This is a genomic window from Sulfurimonas gotlandica GD1 (assembly GCF_000242915.1).
Taxonomy (GTDB): domain Bacteria; phylum Campylobacterota; class Campylobacteria; order Campylobacterales; family Sulfurimonadaceae; genus Sulfurimonas; species Sulfurimonas gotlandica.
In genome coordinates, this window is sequence record NZ_AFRZ01000001.1 from 208,932 (window position 1) to 227,761 (window position 18,830).

8 protein-coding genes are annotated in these 18,830 nt (G+C 29.8%); 7 read left to right on the forward strand and 1 reads right to left on the reverse strand.

Going from position 1 to position 18,830, the window contains the following annotated elements; genetic code table 11:
• The first annotated feature begins 115 nt into the window (after positions 1 to 115).
• The 3 genes from SMGD1_RS01045 to SMGD1_RS01055 all read left to right on the forward strand — a co-directional run bounded on the left by SMGD1_RS01045 (position 116) and on the right by SMGD1_RS01055 (position 10,666).
• Positions 116 to 3,760, forward strand: a complete 3,645-nt coding sequence (locus SMGD1_RS01045) for a tetratricopeptide repeat protein (RefSeq protein ID WP_081444062.1) — start codon at positions 116 to 118, stop codon at positions 3,758 to 3,760.
• Between the two features lie 373 nt (positions 3,761 to 4,133).
• Positions 4,134 to 6,131, forward strand: coding sequence for an NAD-binding protein (locus tag SMGD1_RS01050; RefSeq protein ID WP_008338630.1), 1,998 nt, complete (start codon positions 4,134 to 4,136; stop codon positions 6,129 to 6,131).
• A 56-nt stretch (positions 6,132 to 6,187) separates the two neighbouring features.
• The gene (locus SMGD1_RS01055; protein ID WP_008338568.1) at positions 6,188 to 10,666 is read left to right on the forward strand and encodes a WD40 domain-containing protein; all 4,479 of its coding nucleotides are present in this window, start codon (positions 6,188 to 6,190) and stop codon (positions 10,664 to 10,666) included.
• A gap of 320 nt (positions 10,667 to 10,986) precedes the next feature.
• Here the strand turns inward: SMGD1_RS01055 and SMGD1_RS01060 are convergent, their stop codons facing one another.
• Positions 10,987 to 11,565, reverse strand: a complete 579-nt coding sequence (locus SMGD1_RS01060) for a response regulator transcription factor (protein WP_008338676.1) — start codon at positions 11,563 to 11,565, stop codon at positions 10,987 to 10,989.
• A gap of 119 nt (positions 11,566 to 11,684) precedes the next feature.
• On the opposite strand from SMGD1_RS01060, the gene SMGD1_RS01065 reads away from it, so the two are divergent.
• The 4 genes from SMGD1_RS01065 (at position 11,685) to SMGD1_RS01080 (ending at position 18,826) form a co-directional block, all read left to right on the forward strand.
• Positions 11,685 to 12,914 (forward strand): response regulator, encoded by a 1,230-nt coding sequence (locus tag SMGD1_RS01065; protein ID WP_008338499.1) that lies wholly within the window; start codon positions 11,685 to 11,687, stop codon positions 12,912 to 12,914.
• Positions 12,915 to 13,129: 215 nt separating this feature from the next.
• Positions 13,130 to 14,674 (forward strand): hybrid sensor histidine kinase/response regulator, encoded by a 1,545-nt coding sequence (locus SMGD1_RS01070; RefSeq protein WP_008338325.1) that lies wholly within the window; start codon positions 13,130 to 13,132, stop codon positions 14,672 to 14,674.
• A 215-nt stretch (positions 14,675 to 14,889) separates the two neighbouring features.
• Positions 14,890 to 17,145, forward strand: coding sequence for an ATP-binding protein (locus tag SMGD1_RS01075; protein WP_008338523.1), 2,256 nt, complete (start codon positions 14,890 to 14,892; stop codon positions 17,143 to 17,145).
• Complete coding sequence (locus SMGD1_RS01080; RefSeq protein ID WP_008338423.1) at positions 17,138 to 18,826, forward strand: sensor histidine kinase; 1,689 nt, start codon at positions 17,138 to 17,140, stop codon at positions 18,824 to 18,826. The genes SMGD1_RS01075 and SMGD1_RS01080 overlap by 8 nt, the downstream gene beginning before the upstream one ends.
• Positions 18,827 to 18,830 lie beyond the last annotated feature (4 nt).

Genomic DNA, 18,830 nt, shown 5'->3' on the forward strand with positions numbered 1-18,830 from the left:
AACACCTAAAGCTCTTAACACCTTATTATGTTCCAAATATAAGAATAATATGCTCACTACAGCTTTGATTTTTTATGAATTATAGCTACTATAATAAAAACAATTAGGATAGCCTGTGTCTAATCAAAAAACCTTCCGCCTTTTCATCTCCTCCACCTTCAACGACTTTAGACGAGAACGAGAAGTACTACAAACTAGAGTCTTTCCAGAGATAAAAAAGTATGCATCTACAAAAGGATACACCTTTCAACCTATTGATCTAAGATGGGGTGTATCTAACGAAGCACAACTGGATCAAAAGACACTAGAACTGTGTCTTTCAGAAGTACGTACCTGTAAATCTTATCCTCATCCAAACTTTCTTATCATGGCTGGAGATAGATATGGATGGGTACCCCTTCTTTATTCCATAGAAGAAAAAGAGTTTGATACTCTTTTGGAACTCATCCCTAAAGATGAACAAACTAAACTTGTAGAGTGGTACAAACTTGATCTAAATCAAATCCCAGCCTCTTACATACTTAAAGAGCGTATAGGTAAATATGAAGCCTATGAAGAGTGGGAAGAAGTTGAGACTAGCTTACGTGCTATCTTACAAAAAGCAGTCCACAGTTCAGACATAAATGAAGAAGAGAAGAATAAGTACTTTCAATCAGCAACAGAGTCAGAAGTCATAGAAGGGATCCTTCCTTACTTCAAGAAAACAAAACACCAAGAGAACCTAGAAGATGACACCGATCATATATTTGGGTTCTTTAGAGATATAGATAAAAGCACACAGATAGAAGATAAGTTCATTACCGATGATTATGATAAAGCTCAAAAATTTAAAGATCAGGTTGGAGAAATCTTATTTGATAAGAATAAACTCAAAGTCAATACAACTCAAAGATCAAAAGACAAGTTGGATGAAAACTATTTAGATATATTTGGAGAAAATATATTGAGTTTTTTAAAAAAACAATTAGATGAACAAAAAAGTTTTGAGGACAATAATAATGCAACCGAACTAGAAATTGAACAAGAAGAACAAAACCTTTTTTTAGTGCGCAAACTTCATAGTTTTGTAGAAACAGAAAAATTAAAAGAGACTTTACAAAGTATAAAGTCTTATATTTTAGATAATAATAAATCATCTGCTTTAGTAATATTTGGTTCATCAGGGAGAGGGAAATCATCTTTAATGGCAAAAGCCATATCTGATGCAAATACTTTCTCTAAAAGAAAAATTGCATTTAGATTCGTTGGTGCTACACCTTATTCAAGTACATCCAAAGATATTTTAACCTCAATTTTCCAAGAATTCGGGATATCAATAGATGCCCAAGAAAAAAGCTTTGAGCAATTTAGCGAACTTATTAATAAAAAGATAATGAAACTAGATAAAGAAGTTATTGTATTTATTGATGCAGTTGATCAACTTGAACATGATGATAATTTTTTATGGCTTCCTGAGATTATGCCTGCAAATGTAAAGATTATTATTTCAACATTGAACGATGAGCACTATAAGAAAGATACAAAATATTTTAATACATTGCAGAATAAAACTGATCAAATAATCGAGATCCCAGTTTTTGATGAACCTCTTAAACTAATTAAAAATCTATTGCAATTAGAGCATAGAACGTTACAAACTAAACAAGAAGAATATTTTCTACAGCAATTTGAAACTGCCAACTCTCCATTATATGTAACAGTTGCTGCCCAAGAATTAAAACATTGGAAAAGCTCTAATCTTTTAGATGATGATTCCAATGGCAATAAAAAAGTACAGGCATTAAAGGCTACAAATAGAGGAATCATAGAAGAGTTCTTGGATAACTTGGTTTTACTGTTTCATCATAATGAAGAATTTGTATATAAAGTATTAGGTTATCTTTATGCATCTAGGGATGGACTAAGTGAGAGTGAACTACTTCAATTGCTCTCATCAAATAGAGAGTTTGTAGAAAGAATGTCTCCTGAGACTTTTTATAAAAATATTACTAAAGAGCTTCCATTGGTTTACTGGAGTAGATTATACAGTCAATTAAGATTTTTCTTATCACAAAAAACACAAGATAATGAAGAGTTAAAGTACTTTTTTCATAGAGAATTTGAAGATGTTATTAAAGCACTTCCGATGCAAAAACAAGAGCATGAAGATATAATAGGATCATCACAAAGATTAATAGAACAATATCAAAATGAAAATTTCACTCATAATAGATTTGGTAAGCTTTATTCTATACTCATTACACAGTATGATCTAAGATATAAAGATAAAAAGAGAAAGAAAGACTATGCACAGTTCATATCTTTTTTATCTAATGAAACGTGGATTGATGTTTATTTAGATCATTTAACTAATACAGGTGAAACAGAGTATCTCCATAATAGAATGTTTAAAGCAATTGCATCTCAGGAGAGCTATTTAGAGACTATAAAAATTCTAAATGACAATAAGCCTATAAAATATCTTGAAAAGTACAATAAAGGGTTAAAAGATCTTGCAACTACATATAAATATCAAAATCGTCAAGATGAAGCCTTGAAGCTTGAAGAAGTGTCTATTGAGATCAGTAAACAACAATATGAACAAGAGCCGTTAAAATATGCTCTCAGCTACTGTGAAACACTTTTAAACTTAGCAAGATCACATTACAATCAAAATCGTTTAGAAAAAGCTGTTAAACTAGAAGAGATAGCTTTGAATGTATGTAAAAAGAATTATGAGGAAATAGATCCTGATAAATGGGCTTATACATACACAAGAGCCTTGCTAAATCTTGCCAGAACATTTTATAACTTTAATAGACTCAAAGAGGGTATACCTTTATTGGAAGATGCTTTGGTGGTTAGAAAAAAATATTTTGAAAAGGATCCTTCATCTTGGGTTGGATTTTATACTATTGCACTTAATGATCTAGCATTTTCATATAAAGATCAAAGTAAACAGATTGATGCTATCCCTTTAGAGGAAGAAGCTTTAAAAATAAGAAGAGAACTCTATAAGAAAACTCCAAGCCGTTGGCCAAAAGACTACACAAGATCACTTAATAATCTATCTGCAACTTATAAATATCAAAGATTATATGATAAAGCCATAGAACTCGAAGAAGAGTCTCATAGTATAATGAAAGGCTTATATGAAGAAAATCCTCAACGATGGGGGAAAGACTATACAATTACACTTGATAATCTAGGTACATCTTATAGAGATAAAAATAGATTAGATGAGTCTATAGAGTTGTTAACAGAGTCATTGGATATTTCCAGTAGATTATTAAATGAGGATTTTTATAGATGGGTTGAATATTATACAAGAGCATTAACTAGTTTAGCTCTCTCTTTTAAATTGAAGAATCAAACAGAAGAAGCTTTATCTATGGAGATAGAAGCTTATGAAGTTACTCAAAAGCTTTTTAATGAAAACCCTGATAGATGGCAAAGGGATTATGCAAGGACATTAAATAATCTAGCATTGACATATAAGAAGATTGATAAATTAGATAATGCATTAAACTTGGAAGAAGTTTCACTCGATATGAGTAGATCTTATTTTGAAGATGATCCAAATAGATGGGTAGATATATATACCAATGCACTTGAAGGGTTAGCTGACTCACTTTTTAGAAAAAATGAATTCACAAAAGCATCTGAATTACAAAAAGAGTTAGTGACTATTACAAAAAGTAAATTTAAAAACAATCCTGCCCACTGGGAAATAATATATAACAAAGCAGTTGAAATATATCAAAAAAATTTAAAACAATAATTTTAAGGAAAACCAAAAAATGAAAAATGAAACTTTCAGACTATTCACAAGATCAACATTTACTGACTTTGAGCCACGTTAATCCTATATCTAAAATTGATTATCGACCGTTATCTTTAATCCATGATTTATACAATTTATAAGCCAAACATCAATATGGCATGTCTTCAATATAGAGTTTAGATGAACGTATAATAATTGAATACATAAGTTTATCAACTTGTAGTATTTGGGATAGTTTAATTAATATCCAACAAAACATAGTAGAATAAGCACAACAAAACTAAAAGTCATAACCTGTCACAATTATGTAAGATACTACATCAGATATTTATTAAGGGTTAACATTGAAAATAAAACTAAGGAAAATAACTTGATTAACTGGTTGAATAAAAAAGTATATCTTGTACTAGAAAATAAGATTTGGACAACAATAATCTTAGCAACCATAACTTTTATATTTGCTTTTATTGGTTTCTTACAACTCTCTACTGATTTATCAGCAATGAATATATTTAAAGCATTTACAAATGCAGTAGATATCTTTGGTCTTGATGAACTTGATAAAACAAATATATCCCTTGAAATTGCCAGATTATTTTCATATCTAACAATATTTATAGGTGCAGCTTTCCTATTTGTCAAAGATATTATTCAAAAATGGATAGTAAAATCTATTATGACTCAAAACCACTCCATTGTATGCGGACTTGGTCAAAATAATCGCTTTTACCTAGATAGCGAAGTGATTTTAAAAGAGCCAGGAAAAATAGTTATTGTTGAACAAGATCCTACTAATCCGCATATTGAATCATATAAAGCTAAAGGCTTTGGTGTAATTATAGGAAATATCTTAGATAAAGAGTTTTGGAATAATATGAATATACCTGAACTTCAAAATTTCATTGTATCTACAGGCGATGATCGTAGAAATATTGAAGTAGTAACGGAGTTCTTAGACTCATGTGAAAAATATACTGATGATAATTTTGGAATAAATACGAAAATATATATACATATTGAGAGTCGTGATTTAAACATACTCTTTCAACAAGAAGTAGTTCAAGTAAAGAAAGAATTAAGAATAGAAATAATTCCTTACTCGTTTTATGAAGATGCCGCAAAACAACTTCTTACTACTCACTCTATATTGGGGAATAAAAGTGAACTAATTCATACAAATGAACCATACGATATAGCTATCGTAGGTAGTGGAGAACTAGCAAAGTATATCATATACCAAATATGTAAAATAGCTCATCTTCCAAACCAAAACGAACTAACAATACACTGTATAGATAAAGAGGCTGAAATCTTTGTACAAAAGCTTTATAAAGCATTTAGATATATAGATAAAGTACCAAATATCACAATTAAACCATTAACTGCAGATAGCAAGAGTACTGAGTTTTATGAACTACCTCTATGGAAAGAGAAAAATTTAACTAATGTTATTGTTTGTCAAGATGAAGAAAAAGACAATCTTGACACAGCCATCAGCTTATATGATAAAACTTACTTAGAAGAAGCTAATGAAAAGACTTTTAAAACTAAAGTACTATTCGCAATCTTTCAAGAGATGACACTAAGTAGTAAAATAAATATTAATAAAGAACAGTTTAGAGAATTTTATACTTTTGCTAATGCTAATGATATTTGTTCAAAAGAGAATCTTATTGATCCAAAGACAGACTCTATTGCTCAGCTAGTAAACTATAGCTATGGAGATGAATATAATCCTAAAGAAATTCTTGATTACGATGAGAAAATAGTTATTAAAGATAGGACTGGTAAAAAAATAGAAGTCACAAAAAGAAAAGCAATAGAAGCTAAATGGTTTGATACAGCACGAATGAGTGATAAAGAATCATCTCGTGCTCAAGCTATGCACTTAGATATTAAACTATTAGCTCTTGGTTTAAAGAAAGTTCAGACAACTAAACCTATAAATACAGAAGAGTTATTAAAAAAGAATAGAATCATATTTGAAAAATATCTAGGCAATCAAATTTTAGAAGGTGTGCTAAAAGATGCTTCTAAGGAGCTTGATAAATTTTGGGCAAACAAACCTTATCAAGTTAAATATTTCCCAACTGAGTATAAAACGCTATTTGAAAAAATAGTACACTCTGAACATAACCGTTGGAATGCACTACACTATTTAAATGGTTGGGTATATGAAGAGTTTGATGGACAAAATTATGATTTGAAACAGAAAATGAAAAAAATTAAACATCATAATTGTTTATTAACATTAGAAGAGTTTCAAACACCTGATACTCAGATCACATTGATTTATGATGTGTACTCTTTATTGTATATTCCAAATTATCTTACAAATATTGGGTTTGAGATTGTAGAAAATAATTAACCCTTAAAATACTAAGGAAGTTTACAAAAAATAAAATATTAGGAGAATAAGTTTTTATGAATTATAATTTTAGAGTTTTTATAAGTTCAACATTTGATGATTTCTCGATTGAGAGAAATATTTTAAAGTCGTTGGTTTGGCCAGAAATAGAATCATATTGTCAAAAAAGAGGGGCTACATTTCAGGCCATAGATCTAAGATGGGGGATTCCACCTGAACTAGCTGATAGCCTTGATGTTGTAAACATATGTTTAGATGAAGTTAAAAATTGTAAAAGGATTTCTCCTTCACCTAATTTTATTTCACTCATTGGAGATAGATATGGATGGAGACCCATACCAAAAAAAGTACCAAGCACTATATTAAATAAATTAATCCTAAATAATAAATGTGAAGAGAGTGATAAAAATTTCATCTTAAAATATTATTTGGAAGATAGAAATGAACTTCCAGCTATTTATATTTTAAATGAAGATATTAATGAAGAAAATTATACTGTTTTATTAAACTTATTGCGTAAATTATCTAAAGATGATAATGATGCTAGTAAATATTTTATGTATTCAGCTACGCATCAAGAAATAATAGAAGGTATATTGAATGATAAAGATGTAGTTGAGAACAATCATTACTTTTCTGCCTTTAGAACTATTGATAAATTGTATGACAGTAAACAAAATGAATTAATACTAAAAAAATATACAGACACTAATACTTTGCAAAACGGTAAAATAGTTATTGATGACGAAGCTTCATCACTTTTGGAAGACCTTAGAAATGATATAAAAACTACATTAAAAGACAAAGATGACCAAATTATAAATTATTCAGCATTATTAGATAATAATGGAAATATTATAATTGATGAAGAATTAGAATTATTTTGTATAAAAATTGAAAACTGGTTAAAAAAAGTTTTAGATAAAGAATTAAAAAGACTTTTAGAAATTGACTCATTAACACATGAAATAAAGGCACATGAAACTTTTCTAGAAAATAGAGTTAATGAATTTTATGGAAGAAAAGAATTACTTAAATCATTCGAATATAATTTAAGTAAAAGTGATAGTTTATGTATATGTGGAGAAGGTGGAACTGGAAAATCTACTGCTATGGCTAAATGTATATCACGCACTATTACAAATAACACAAATCTATTAGTTATATATAGGTTTATTGGGGCAACACCAGACTCTGTTAATGTTGATACTTTATTAAGAAGCATCATACTTCAAATTCAAAAAGAACTAAATATTTCAATGGATTTCGAAGGAGATATCTATGAACTAACTAATATATTGTATGATTTATTAATAGAAGCCACAGCTTCTAATAAAGTAATAATTTTCTTTGATGCTCTAGACCAACTAGAAGATAAAAATGATGCTTGGGCCCTCTCATGGCTACCTAAAGCAATAAGTAATTTTCAACTTATTGTTTCTGTAGTTTCGACAACTACATTATTTAGTAATTATAAAAGAATAATAAAACAAAAAGGCTATAATAATAAAATTATTGAATTAAACAAATTTAAAATAAATGAAAAAGAGTTGAGTAATATTGTAGATCATTTACTTAGATTAAAGTCTAGACAAGTTACTCTTGAACAGAAAAAAGTAATACTAGAAAAATACTCTAAATCTTCAAATTCTATGCTATATTTAAAGTTAGCAACAATTGTAGTTTCAAAGTGGAAATCATATGATGATCAAAATGATTTAATACTAAAAAAAATGGGATTACAAAACTCAACATCAGAGTTAATAATAAATTATTTTGATTACTTATCGACTCAAGAAAATCATGGAAAGAAATTTATTTTATCAGTATTATCTCTAATAAGTAATTCTAGGTATGGCGTATCTGAAAAGGAACTATTAGAAATAACATGGAAAAATAAAGAATATCAAACTGAGTTTGAGTTAAGAAAACATCCAACTCAACCTAATGTAGATAAAATACCATCTTTTATTTGGTCTAAACTATATTCAGAGCTAGAACCCTTCTTTATGTTTAGGAGCTATGACGGAACATTATTATTAACTTTTTTCCATAGAATTTTTTTAGAAGAAGCAAGACGATACACTAAAAGTATTAAAGAATATACTCATCAACTTATCTTCGAACATTTTAATAATAAACAGATTTCCCCTTTTTATTTTGTTAATTCTAGGGGAGTTCCTTTCATAAATAAACGAAAAATTACTGAATTACCATATAGCCTTGCTTGCATATCTCAAAGTCAACATAAATATCAAAAGGATATTAAAGACTTGTTTTTAGATTTTCATTTTCTTTTTTCAAAAGTTATTATAGGAAGATCATATGAACTAATTGATGATTTTAAGAACCTAGGTAATATAAAAAATAAAATTGAATTTGAAAATATTAATTTAATATATATTGCTTTAAGACAAGAGATTGCTTTTATACAAAAGCATCCTTCGCAACTTTTACAAAGTCTTTGGAACAAATGTTGGTGGCATGATAATCCAAAAATAAATAATTTCACTAACGAAAATATAAATGTATTGGAAAAAGAAAAATATTTATATGAATATTTAGAGGAATGGAAGGATTCAATGTTACTAATTGATCCAAGTTTTCAATGGTGTAAGTCACTAAGACCTCCAGTTAATTCTCTAAAAGGAACACAAGTAGATATGTATAGAGGTCATCCAGCACCAGTATGTTTTGTTGGTTTAACATCTAATCAACATATAATTAGCATTAGTAATATAGGTGAATTCATATCATGGGATACAAAGACCCAAAAGACTATTAAAACTATTAAAATAGATGATATTAAATCATTCCAGTTCAAACCAAATAGTAAAACTAAATTTACAGATAAAACTGAGGTAATCTATGAAGGTGGTGGTGTATTAGCTGATCATCCTGGATTTGAATTTTGGGCATGGTACGGTATTTCCAATGAGCAAAGTAATAAATTTATAAGTGGATCAGATGATGGCACAATTTTCTTAATAGAAATAACAGAGGATGGCATTACCAAAAATAAATTATATAAACATAATGCTCCAATTAGGGCATTGAAATTTTCTAAAAATGAAAATTATTTAGTTTCTGGTGCTGGTGATGGAACCATAAAACTATTTTCATTTATAACAAATGAACTTATAACCACTCTAGAGCATGAGGAAGGATGGGTTAATAGCGTTGATGTCACAAATGATGGTAAAAAAATATTTTCTGTTGGTGGAGACTGTTATTTATATATATGGGAATCAATAGATGATCTTTTTAATTTAAATCAAAAACTATTAGAGCATACAGATAGAATATGGTGCCTTACATTATCTCATGATGAAAAGTATATAGCTACTGGCTCAGATGATAAAAAAGTTATATTATGGCGACTTGATGAACAAAAAAATAACTTTAAATATTTTAATGAACATAGTATTCATACTAGGTGGGTTCAAACAGTGGCATTCAACTATAATAATACTTTGTTAGCATCCTCAGGTGGAGATGGAAAAATAGTACTTTGGAATACAAAAGATAATATTCTATCGTCAACACTAACAGGCAATGATGACTCAATTTATTCTTTAGGTTTTGCTAAAAAAGACAATCTATTAGTATCAGGAAGCAGAGATAGGACAGTACGACTATGGGACATAAATAATTTTAAATCTGATTGGGAGTTAGATGAGCATAAAGAAAGGATAGAATGTGCTGCTTTTTCAAAAAATGGAATATATTTAGCAACAGGTTCATCTGATGGAAGTATTATTGTAAGGTATGCAGAAAATGATCTATTATTTAAACAGTTCAAATGTAATAACAGAGTTGTAACATTAGATTTCACCTCGAATAAACTTGGACTAGTTTATGGATATATGAATAATATTGTTTTTAGAAATTTAAGTGATAATTGTGAATCTCTTATTAGCAATAATAAAACCACCAACAACGAAGAGATAGAATGTTTGAAGGTTTCACTTGATGATAAATATATTTTAAGTACACATAAAAATAAAAATGCAGGAAATATAAAATTATGGAGACTATTCGATAAAAAACTATTGGATAGTATAAATATACAAAATGATTATTTTCTTGATATAGCAGTTTCTAACGAAGGAGAAAAAATTGCTTGTTCTTCAAAGAATGGTTATGTATACTGTTATATAATAAAAAATCAACGTCTTATTTTTGATAAAAAGAAAAAAATATTTACAACATGGGCAGATGGTGTGATTTTTTCTAGTGATTCTAAATTTATAGAATTAAAAGGTGGTAGTTGGGGTGCTAAAGAAGTTGTGATTATTGAGTATGATACGCTTGACAATGAGAGATCAAGAAGAAAACTTGATGGATCAATTGGATCATTTGATGAATATGCTTTTAGCATAGATGCTACTGAGATTTCTATTCAACAAAAAGATAAAAATTACTTATTTTACCCAGGTACATTAGAGTTTTCTGTAATGCATCCAAATAAAAGGCAATGGGTAGGTGTTCAAAGATACAATCATACTCACATAAGACTTGAGGGTGGGGCATAAAGGTAGTGTTCAATAATCTGTGTCAGCATTGATTAATTACTGAAATGATAGCAAAAATTCAAATCAATATGCATTTAGCAGAATGAATAATAGAAATTTATTTAATAAGACAGCTGCCGATAAGCTGTCGAAACCATTCTCAACAAAATCCCAAAACACTCTAAACACCTTAGAAACAAACAGTTCTAATCGTGTCTATAAATAAATCTTGACGAGGTATGTAAGCCTCAGGTTGAAAATAAAATCAATAAAACGGTCACTAAACTTCGCTATATTAGGAATACATATAGTTTATTTACAAATAGCTGTAAATAAGTTCCTTAACCTGTAGCAATTGTGTTATTAGTTTGTGATTGTCCATCATATAAATAGTCATAAATCATATCATATGTAACCAACTGGTTTTTATGGGTAACTAGTAGGTATAATAATTGATGCTGCTTACGGGTTAAATCAATAAAGTGTTTACCGTCGAAGATTGTTTTATCTGTGTAAGAATATATAATATCATTAATCAAATGATTATCATCTGCAGACATTATTCTTCGAACCGATCGCATCATACGAAGCTCAAGTTCTTTGATACGTATAGGCATAAGCATATAATCTTCTGCACCTTTACCAAATAATTTTCCTAAAAGTTCGATACTGTTGTCGGTACCGATGCCTATAACAGGTTTTTTAATATTGGCAAGCTGCATATATTCCAAGAGATCTAATGCAGCGTGATTATTTTCTGTAATTGTTAGTATGAGAGCATCATAGCCGAAGAGATCAATCCTTTTAGAAAATATATATTCGTAGTCTTGAATAATTTTAACATCTACCTGCTTATATTCGAAATATTCGTATATCTCACTAGATATATCTAAACCAATGTCAATCAATAAAAATTTCATATTTTAATCTCCATTCTTAAGAAAACCATTTATTAACCATTAATAAATTATACCATATCGCTAATGATTTAAATTATTAAAATGTAGATATTACGTCTTAGAAATATAAAGGATACAAAATGACTTTAAAAGAGATTACCTTTTATACAAATCAATTGAGTGCCTTATATGTTGAAGACAATAAAGATCTAAGAGAACAAACTGTAGGTTTTTTAAATAAAGTGTTTCATCACGTAAGCTATGCTGTTGACGGCGCTGAAGGTATAGAAATGTATCAACAAAGAGAGTATGACATAGTTATAACCGATATTGAAATGCCAAATAAAAATGGCCTTGAGATGATCAAAGAAATACGGAAAGCTAATTCCGACCAACAGATAATAGTAACTTCAGGTTATGATGATGTAAAATATCTCATACCATTGATTAATATGGGTATTGACAGGTTCCACATAAAGCCATTTGATAGAAAAGATTTTCTTCTTTCAATATATAAAATAACTATGGCCGTACTTTTTGAAAAAAAAGAAAAATTAAAATCTAAAGAGTTAGGGCAAATTATGGATGTTGTCGAGAGCGGGATAGTTGTCATCGAAGATAATAAAGTGACTCATGTAAATAAAGCTGCATATAAAATGACATATACTAGTACTAAAGACGAGATTCAAACAAAGTGTGATTCACTAGAAAATGATCTTATAGAAATAGAAAACTATGTTTTTGGAAAAGATATCATAGAAATAATTGAAAAAACGAAAGATACATCTTTTAACAAACTCATGTTGCGCTTAGCTTCAGGTATTTCAACATTTTTATTTGACTGTCATACTTTAGATGAAAACAAATATGTTATTTCTTTTCGTGATATAACTGCTATTGAGAATAAAGAAAAATATAATCAATTTACTAGCCTACCAAATGAAATTTTTTTAGCCGAATCTCTTGAAGAGTTTCTTAAGACAGATGATGAAAAAGTATTATTTTTAATCCAAGTCAAAAACTATGAAGGCATTAAAAAATGGCATGGAATTGATGCAAGTTTAGAAGCAGAAAAGAAATTTGCAGACACTTTGAAATATGACTTTTATAGTTTGAACCTTGATAAAGATGGTATTTTAGCAAATATTGGTCAAAATCGTTTTGTAATAGTAAATAAAGCTTCACACATAGATACTATACAACATAAATTAAATGACTTACGCAATCAGTTTTTAGTGAAGTCTGAATCAAATAATGAGCATATGAAAGAGATAAGCTTAGAACCTAAATACAAAGGCATGTCATTTTCTGAGGCTACAGTAAGTGGGGTTCTTCATATCATAAATGAAGAATTTAAAAAAATAAACTAGTTTTAAAATGAAGATAAAGCTTTCAAAAGCTCTAAGTTATAGGGTGCTTTCATATTACTAATCGAGTAAGAGCCTAGTAAGTTAAATACTCTTCATTCTATCTTTTTTCAAACTCATTTTTTAGATATATAAAGCTTCTCCTGCTTTTGCAACACTAAGATGTAATAATAATTCATAAATTTTTTTTATTATATTATTAATGGATTGGAGAAAATATGAATATTAAATCATTATTAGAATATACACAATCTCTAAATATTTTGTATGTTGAAGACAATATAGAAATCGCTCATAATGGCAAAGATATATTGAGTCATTACTTTAACTCGGTAGATATTGCATATGATGGAGAGGATGGATCACAAAAGTATTTAAATTCATTGAAACAGCATCATACAAGCTATGATATTGTCATAACAGATATCAATATGCCAAAACTAAATGGAGTTGAACTAAGTCGTCTAATCCTAAGAACAAGACCAGAACAAGCTATAGTGATCATGAGTGGGCAAGAAGATTCTGCATATTTAATGGAATGCATTAACATGGGAGTATCTGGATTTTTAAGCAAACCACTAGATTTTAAACAACTGCATATGTTGTTATCTAGAATATCCCAGGCTATTGCAGATCGAAAGTTCGTAGTAGAGCACATAGAAACCCTAAAAAATCGCAACTCCAAATTGGAAAATAAAAACACACAACTCAACAAAGCAATTGATGCTAGCGTACTTGTCTCAAAATCAAACACAAAGGGAATAATTACTTACGCGAATCAAGCATTTATAGAAGTGTCTGGATATTCTCTTGACGAGCTTATTGGAAATTCTCATAATATAGTACGTCATAGCGATACAGAGGATGAACTGTATCATGATATGTGGAAGACCATACGATCAAAAAAAGTTTGGCGAGGTATGCTAAAAAATAAGGCTAAAGATGGACATGACTATTACGTGGACGTGACAATTGTTCCGGTTTTAAATACAAAAAATAGAATATCCGAATTTTTATCCATTAGATATGAGGTTACAAATCTTGTACTAGCAACACGAAAAGCACAAGAATCACAAATGGCCAAAGAACAATTTTTAGCAAATATGAGTCATGAACTCCGAACGCCGTTAACTGCAATACTTGGTTTTTCACAAATGATTATGGCTAGAGCAGATACACCAGAAATAATTTCAAACTGTGTTAGTAAGATAAATATTGCAGGTATCAATCTTTTAACTCAAGTGAATACAATTTTAGATTTATCAAAAATAGAATCTGGACAAATGACATATCAATTTGACAATTTCCAATTAAAACCACTTTTTGAAGAGTTGAGAGTTATATTAGAATCTCAAGCCAAGGATAAGAATATTAGCCTTATTATGCCTATGATAGATAAAGAGGAAATGCATGGCGATAAACTTTCCATCAAACAAGTATTTATGAACCTCCTCTCTAACGCTATAAAGTTCACTGCTATAAATACAACAGTAGAAATTTCGTACACATGCAACATAGAACAAAAGGAACATATATTTAAGGTCTATGATCAAGGAGATGGAGTAGATGAAAAGGATATTCAGACGCTGTTTGAACCTTTTTATCAAGGAGAAAATTCAAGAATCAATGCAACACCAGGAACTGGACTTGGACTTGCAATATGCAAAAAAATTGTGACTGACGTGCATAAAGGCAAGATTGGTGTTGAAAATATAAAAAATGGTGGAAGCTGTTTTTATATGACTATACCTATCAACTCATAGAGTTTGCAACATAATTGCAACACTAATACGGCATACTATTAAAATAAATGGAGTCTCTATTGTATAATAAATCAAATACTATAGTTGAAAATTTTATAGTCCTTAAAGAAAAAGAAATACTTTATAGATCAATACAACTTGGTAATATAGTCAATAATATTTATTTAGTGAACCATCATGATACAAAAATACAAAAAATCTAAATAAGGATATAAATGTCTAGGAGCCTTACTCTAAAAGATCTTATTTATAGTAGCTACATCACAAGCTCTTTAATCCCTATTATCGTGATCGAACTAGTTTTACTCGCTTTGTATTTTGGAGTGAGTTACTTTATAACTAGCGAGAGTCAAAAAACACTTTATTCTAGTGTTACTCAAAGTCTACATGAAATCACCTCTAGAGAAGCCCACCAAATTAGTCAGCAGTTTCAAGAGGTATCTCGTATATCTCAAATGATGAAAATAGATCATCAAGATTTTTTTAGCTCAGCAGATAGATGTACCCTTCCAAAGGGTGAACCTGAATTTATGGTTCACCAAAATGGTGTTTACTATAAGAATGTTAATAATGGAGGCGGCACGCTTTACTATTCCTCAAAAACAAAAATGACTCAAGAAACAAAACGTAAAGCAAGATGTAGTGAGTCTATAGATCCATTGTTGAAGTCGATAGTTCAGACAAATCCGATTATCACACAGGCATATTTTAATTCATGGGACAACCTTAATCGGCTATACCCATTTATGCTAGATGCTCCAACTCAGTATGGCGACACATTAATCATGCAAGATTACAATTTTTATTATTTAGCAGATCAGGTTCATAATCCTCAAAAGAAATCTGTATGGACCAGTGCGTATTTAGATCCTGCTGGACAAGGATGGATGATTTCAAATATCGTTCCTATTTACAATAATAATTTTTTAGAAGGTGTAAGCGGGCTCGATGTAACAATCGACTCTCTCATTCAAAATATTCTTTCCCTTAAAATACCTTGGCAAGGAAGTGCCTTTATGGTTGATAGTGATGGGATGATACTTGCGATGCCCCAAACGGTAGAAAATATACTTGAGCTAAAAGAGCTAAAAAAGCATATATATAAAAGTAGTGTAAATCAAACAATTTCAAAGCCTCAAGAATATAATCTTTTTAAAATAAAGAACCAAAAATTGCGAGAAAGCATGAGTAAATTCTTTAAAGAATTTACTCAATTTGGCATTCTAGAAAATGGGGATTCGCGTTATTTGCTAAGTCAAGAGAGTATTCCAGAGACAGGTTGGCGTTTAATTATCATAGTAGATGAATCCATTGTTTTTTCGCCAATAGACAAACTAAAAGAAAACACTAATATGATAGGTTATATAATCATTGCTTTAATGGTTTTATTTTATATTTTATTCTTTTCATATTTACTAAGAAAATCATTAAAAATAGCAAATAAAATCGCTTCACCAATTGAAAAATTATCTTTACTAACTTCAGATTTTGGGCGTAAAGCAAACACTCAATTAGGAATGAAAGTCGGTATTGAAGAGGTTGATCGTCTTACTCAAAATTTCAACAAAGTAAGTTTAGAATTAGATGTAAGAACCAAAGAATACGTTGAATCTCAGTTACGAGAAAAAATGAGAGAAAAAGATGCTGAGATAGCTTATAAAGCTGGTTTATTTGAAAGTGCAAGTAGTTATTTACATAATATCGGGAATACACTTACTATGATAGAGGGTAAAATCCTCTCTTTACTCGACGTTAAAAAAGCACTTGAAAAATCGGGTCTAGGAATTAAAAAAGCGAATACAATGGTAGAAAAAAGTGATGCGAACACACAGCAAAAAGAAGAAATTGGAACTTTTTTAAGCTTATTTGGTAAAGCCTTGACTGAGGATGTTACAGAAGAAATTCAAGATATTGCAAATGATATTAAAAATATTAATAATCAAGCAACAATTTCAATCAATCATCAACAAGATCTTTTTAATGCCAACACCGATATGAAGCAAAACTATACTCAAAAATTTGATGTAACAAGTATGCTTGAAGAATTAGTAGCCCAATATCACATAACTTTTAATAAAAAAGGCGTATACTTAAACTTAGATTCTGAGAGAAACTTAATCATTAACAGTGTTAAGTTTCAATTTCAAGAAGGATTAAGTAATGCGCTTAAAAATGCTTTAGAATCCATCCTAGCTAATTCTACTCAAGAGAAGGGAGAAACCTTTATTCGAGCATTTACTTTGGGTAACCGGGTAATCATTGACATAAGCGATAATGGCCTTGGTATTAAAGAGCAAGACCGTCCTAAATTATTGAAGTCTGGGTTTACAACTAAGGTGAATGGTCACGGCTTAGGATTACACTCTTTTAATAATTTTCTCAACAGCCATAATGGAAAATTAAGTTTAAGAAGTGATGGATACTTAAAAGGAGCGACTTTGCATATAGAAATAGGAGATACTCATGAATAAGAATTTAACAATATTCGCAGTTGACGACGAACCAATTGTATTGGAACTTTATGAAAGTATATTTTCCAAAGAGAAAAAGCTTACCTTGGATTTTTTACAGGCACTTGATGAAACAGAAGATGATGATGAAAATGATTTACATACCTTTACACATGGTAAAGCCTATTTAGCTGCTCTAAAAAGTCATTACGCTGATGGTAAAAGAGTGCCTCTTTCTATTTTAGATATGAGACTCCCGGAATTACATGGTTTAGATATAGCAAAAGAAGCACGAAAAATTGATCCTCATATGACAATCGTCATCGTAACTGCATACTCAGATTATACAGTAAAAGAACTCATCGATGAACTTGAAAATCGAGTTTACTATGTACGAAAGCCATTTAAGACTGACGAACTTTATGCTCTAGTACACTCCAATCTTAGAGAGTGGAATGAGATCGTACAAGAAAAAGAACTACAAAAAGACTTATCTATAGATCTAACACAAGATGGTCTGTGGAACTGGAATCTAGAAAATAACGATGTTTATTTTTCGCCAAGATGGAAAGAGATGCTTGGATATAAGGATGATGAACTCAAGAATGACTTCTCCGAGTGGCTTAGCCGTATTCACCCAGATGATAAGGAACAAGTAGAAAAAGATGTACAAATACACTTAAGTGGAAAATCCGAATTTTATGTAAACGAGCATCGATTACGCTGTAAAGACGGTTCTTATAAATGGGTTTTAGATCGAGGGAAAGCCCTCTTTAATAAAAATAATGAAGCTAATAAAATGTCAGGTTTTCATACAGATATTACACAAAGAAAAGAACTTGAAGAACAGTTATTTGGATTAAGCGAATCGCTGTCCAAAAAACTAAATCATGAAATTTCTAAGCAAGCAAAATTAAGTAACACTAACTCAGAACTTGAAAAACAACTTCAAGAAGAGATACAACTACGACGTGAAAAAGAAGATATGCTTTTACAACAAACACGACAAGCAGCTATGGGGGAAATGATAAGTATGATCGCTCACCAATGGCGACAACCTCTCACTGTCATTGGTATGATTGCTGATAATATTTCTTTGGATGTGATGTTTGAAACGCTTGATACACAGAAGCTTCAATCGTCACTCAAAGATATAAGCGATCAAACAAAGTATCTATCCCAAACCATTGACGATTTTAGACAGTTTTTTGTTCCCAATAAAGAAAAAGATACTATTTTCTTACACGATTGCGTAGAAGGTGCTTTAAATATAATAGAAAAAAATCTTATCAGTCATAATATCGAAGTAATCAAGAATTATGAAGATTTAACTAAGATTGATTTGTATAAAAATGAACTTATACAAGTTTTTATAAATTTTTTAAAGAATGCACAAGATGCTTTTGAAGAAAAGCATATAAAAAATGCAAAAATAGAACTAACAATAAAAGAGTACGATACTAGTGTTGAATGTTCTATCGAGGATAATGCAGGTGGTATTCCACTTGAAATACAAAAAAATATTTTCGACCCATACTTCACAACAAAAAATAAAAAAAATGGGACAGGACTTGGTCTTTATATGTCAAAAAGCATTATTGAAGATCATAGTTCTGGAACTATAAAAGTAAGTAATACTGATGATGGGGTTATCTTTACCCTCTCTTTTCCAAAAGTGTCTTTACAAAAAGATATTATGTAGTTAC

Excerpts from the sequence above, each read along its gene's own strand:
- SMGD1_RS01055 (WP_008338568.1), top strand. The coding sequence starts at position 6,188 with ATGAATTATAATTTTAGAGTTTTTATAAGTTCAACATTTGATGATTTC.
- SMGD1_RS01060 (WP_008338676.1), bottom strand. The coding sequence starts at position 11,565 with ATGAAATTTTTATTGATTGACATTGGTTTAGATATATCTAGTGAGATA.
- SMGD1_RS01065 (WP_008338499.1), top strand. The coding sequence starts at position 11,685 with ATGACTTTAAAAGAGATTACCTTTTATACAAATCAATTGAGTGCCTTA.
- SMGD1_RS01070 (WP_008338325.1), top strand. The coding sequence starts at position 13,130 with ATGAATATTAAATCATTATTAGAATATACACAATCTCTAAATATTTTG.
- SMGD1_RS01075 (WP_008338523.1), top strand. The coding sequence starts at position 14,890 with ATGTCTAGGAGCCTTACTCTAAAAGATCTTATTTATAGTAGCTACATC.
- SMGD1_RS01080 (WP_008338423.1), top strand. The coding sequence starts at position 17,138 with ATGAATAAGAATTTAACAATATTCGCAGTTGACGACGAACCAATTGTA.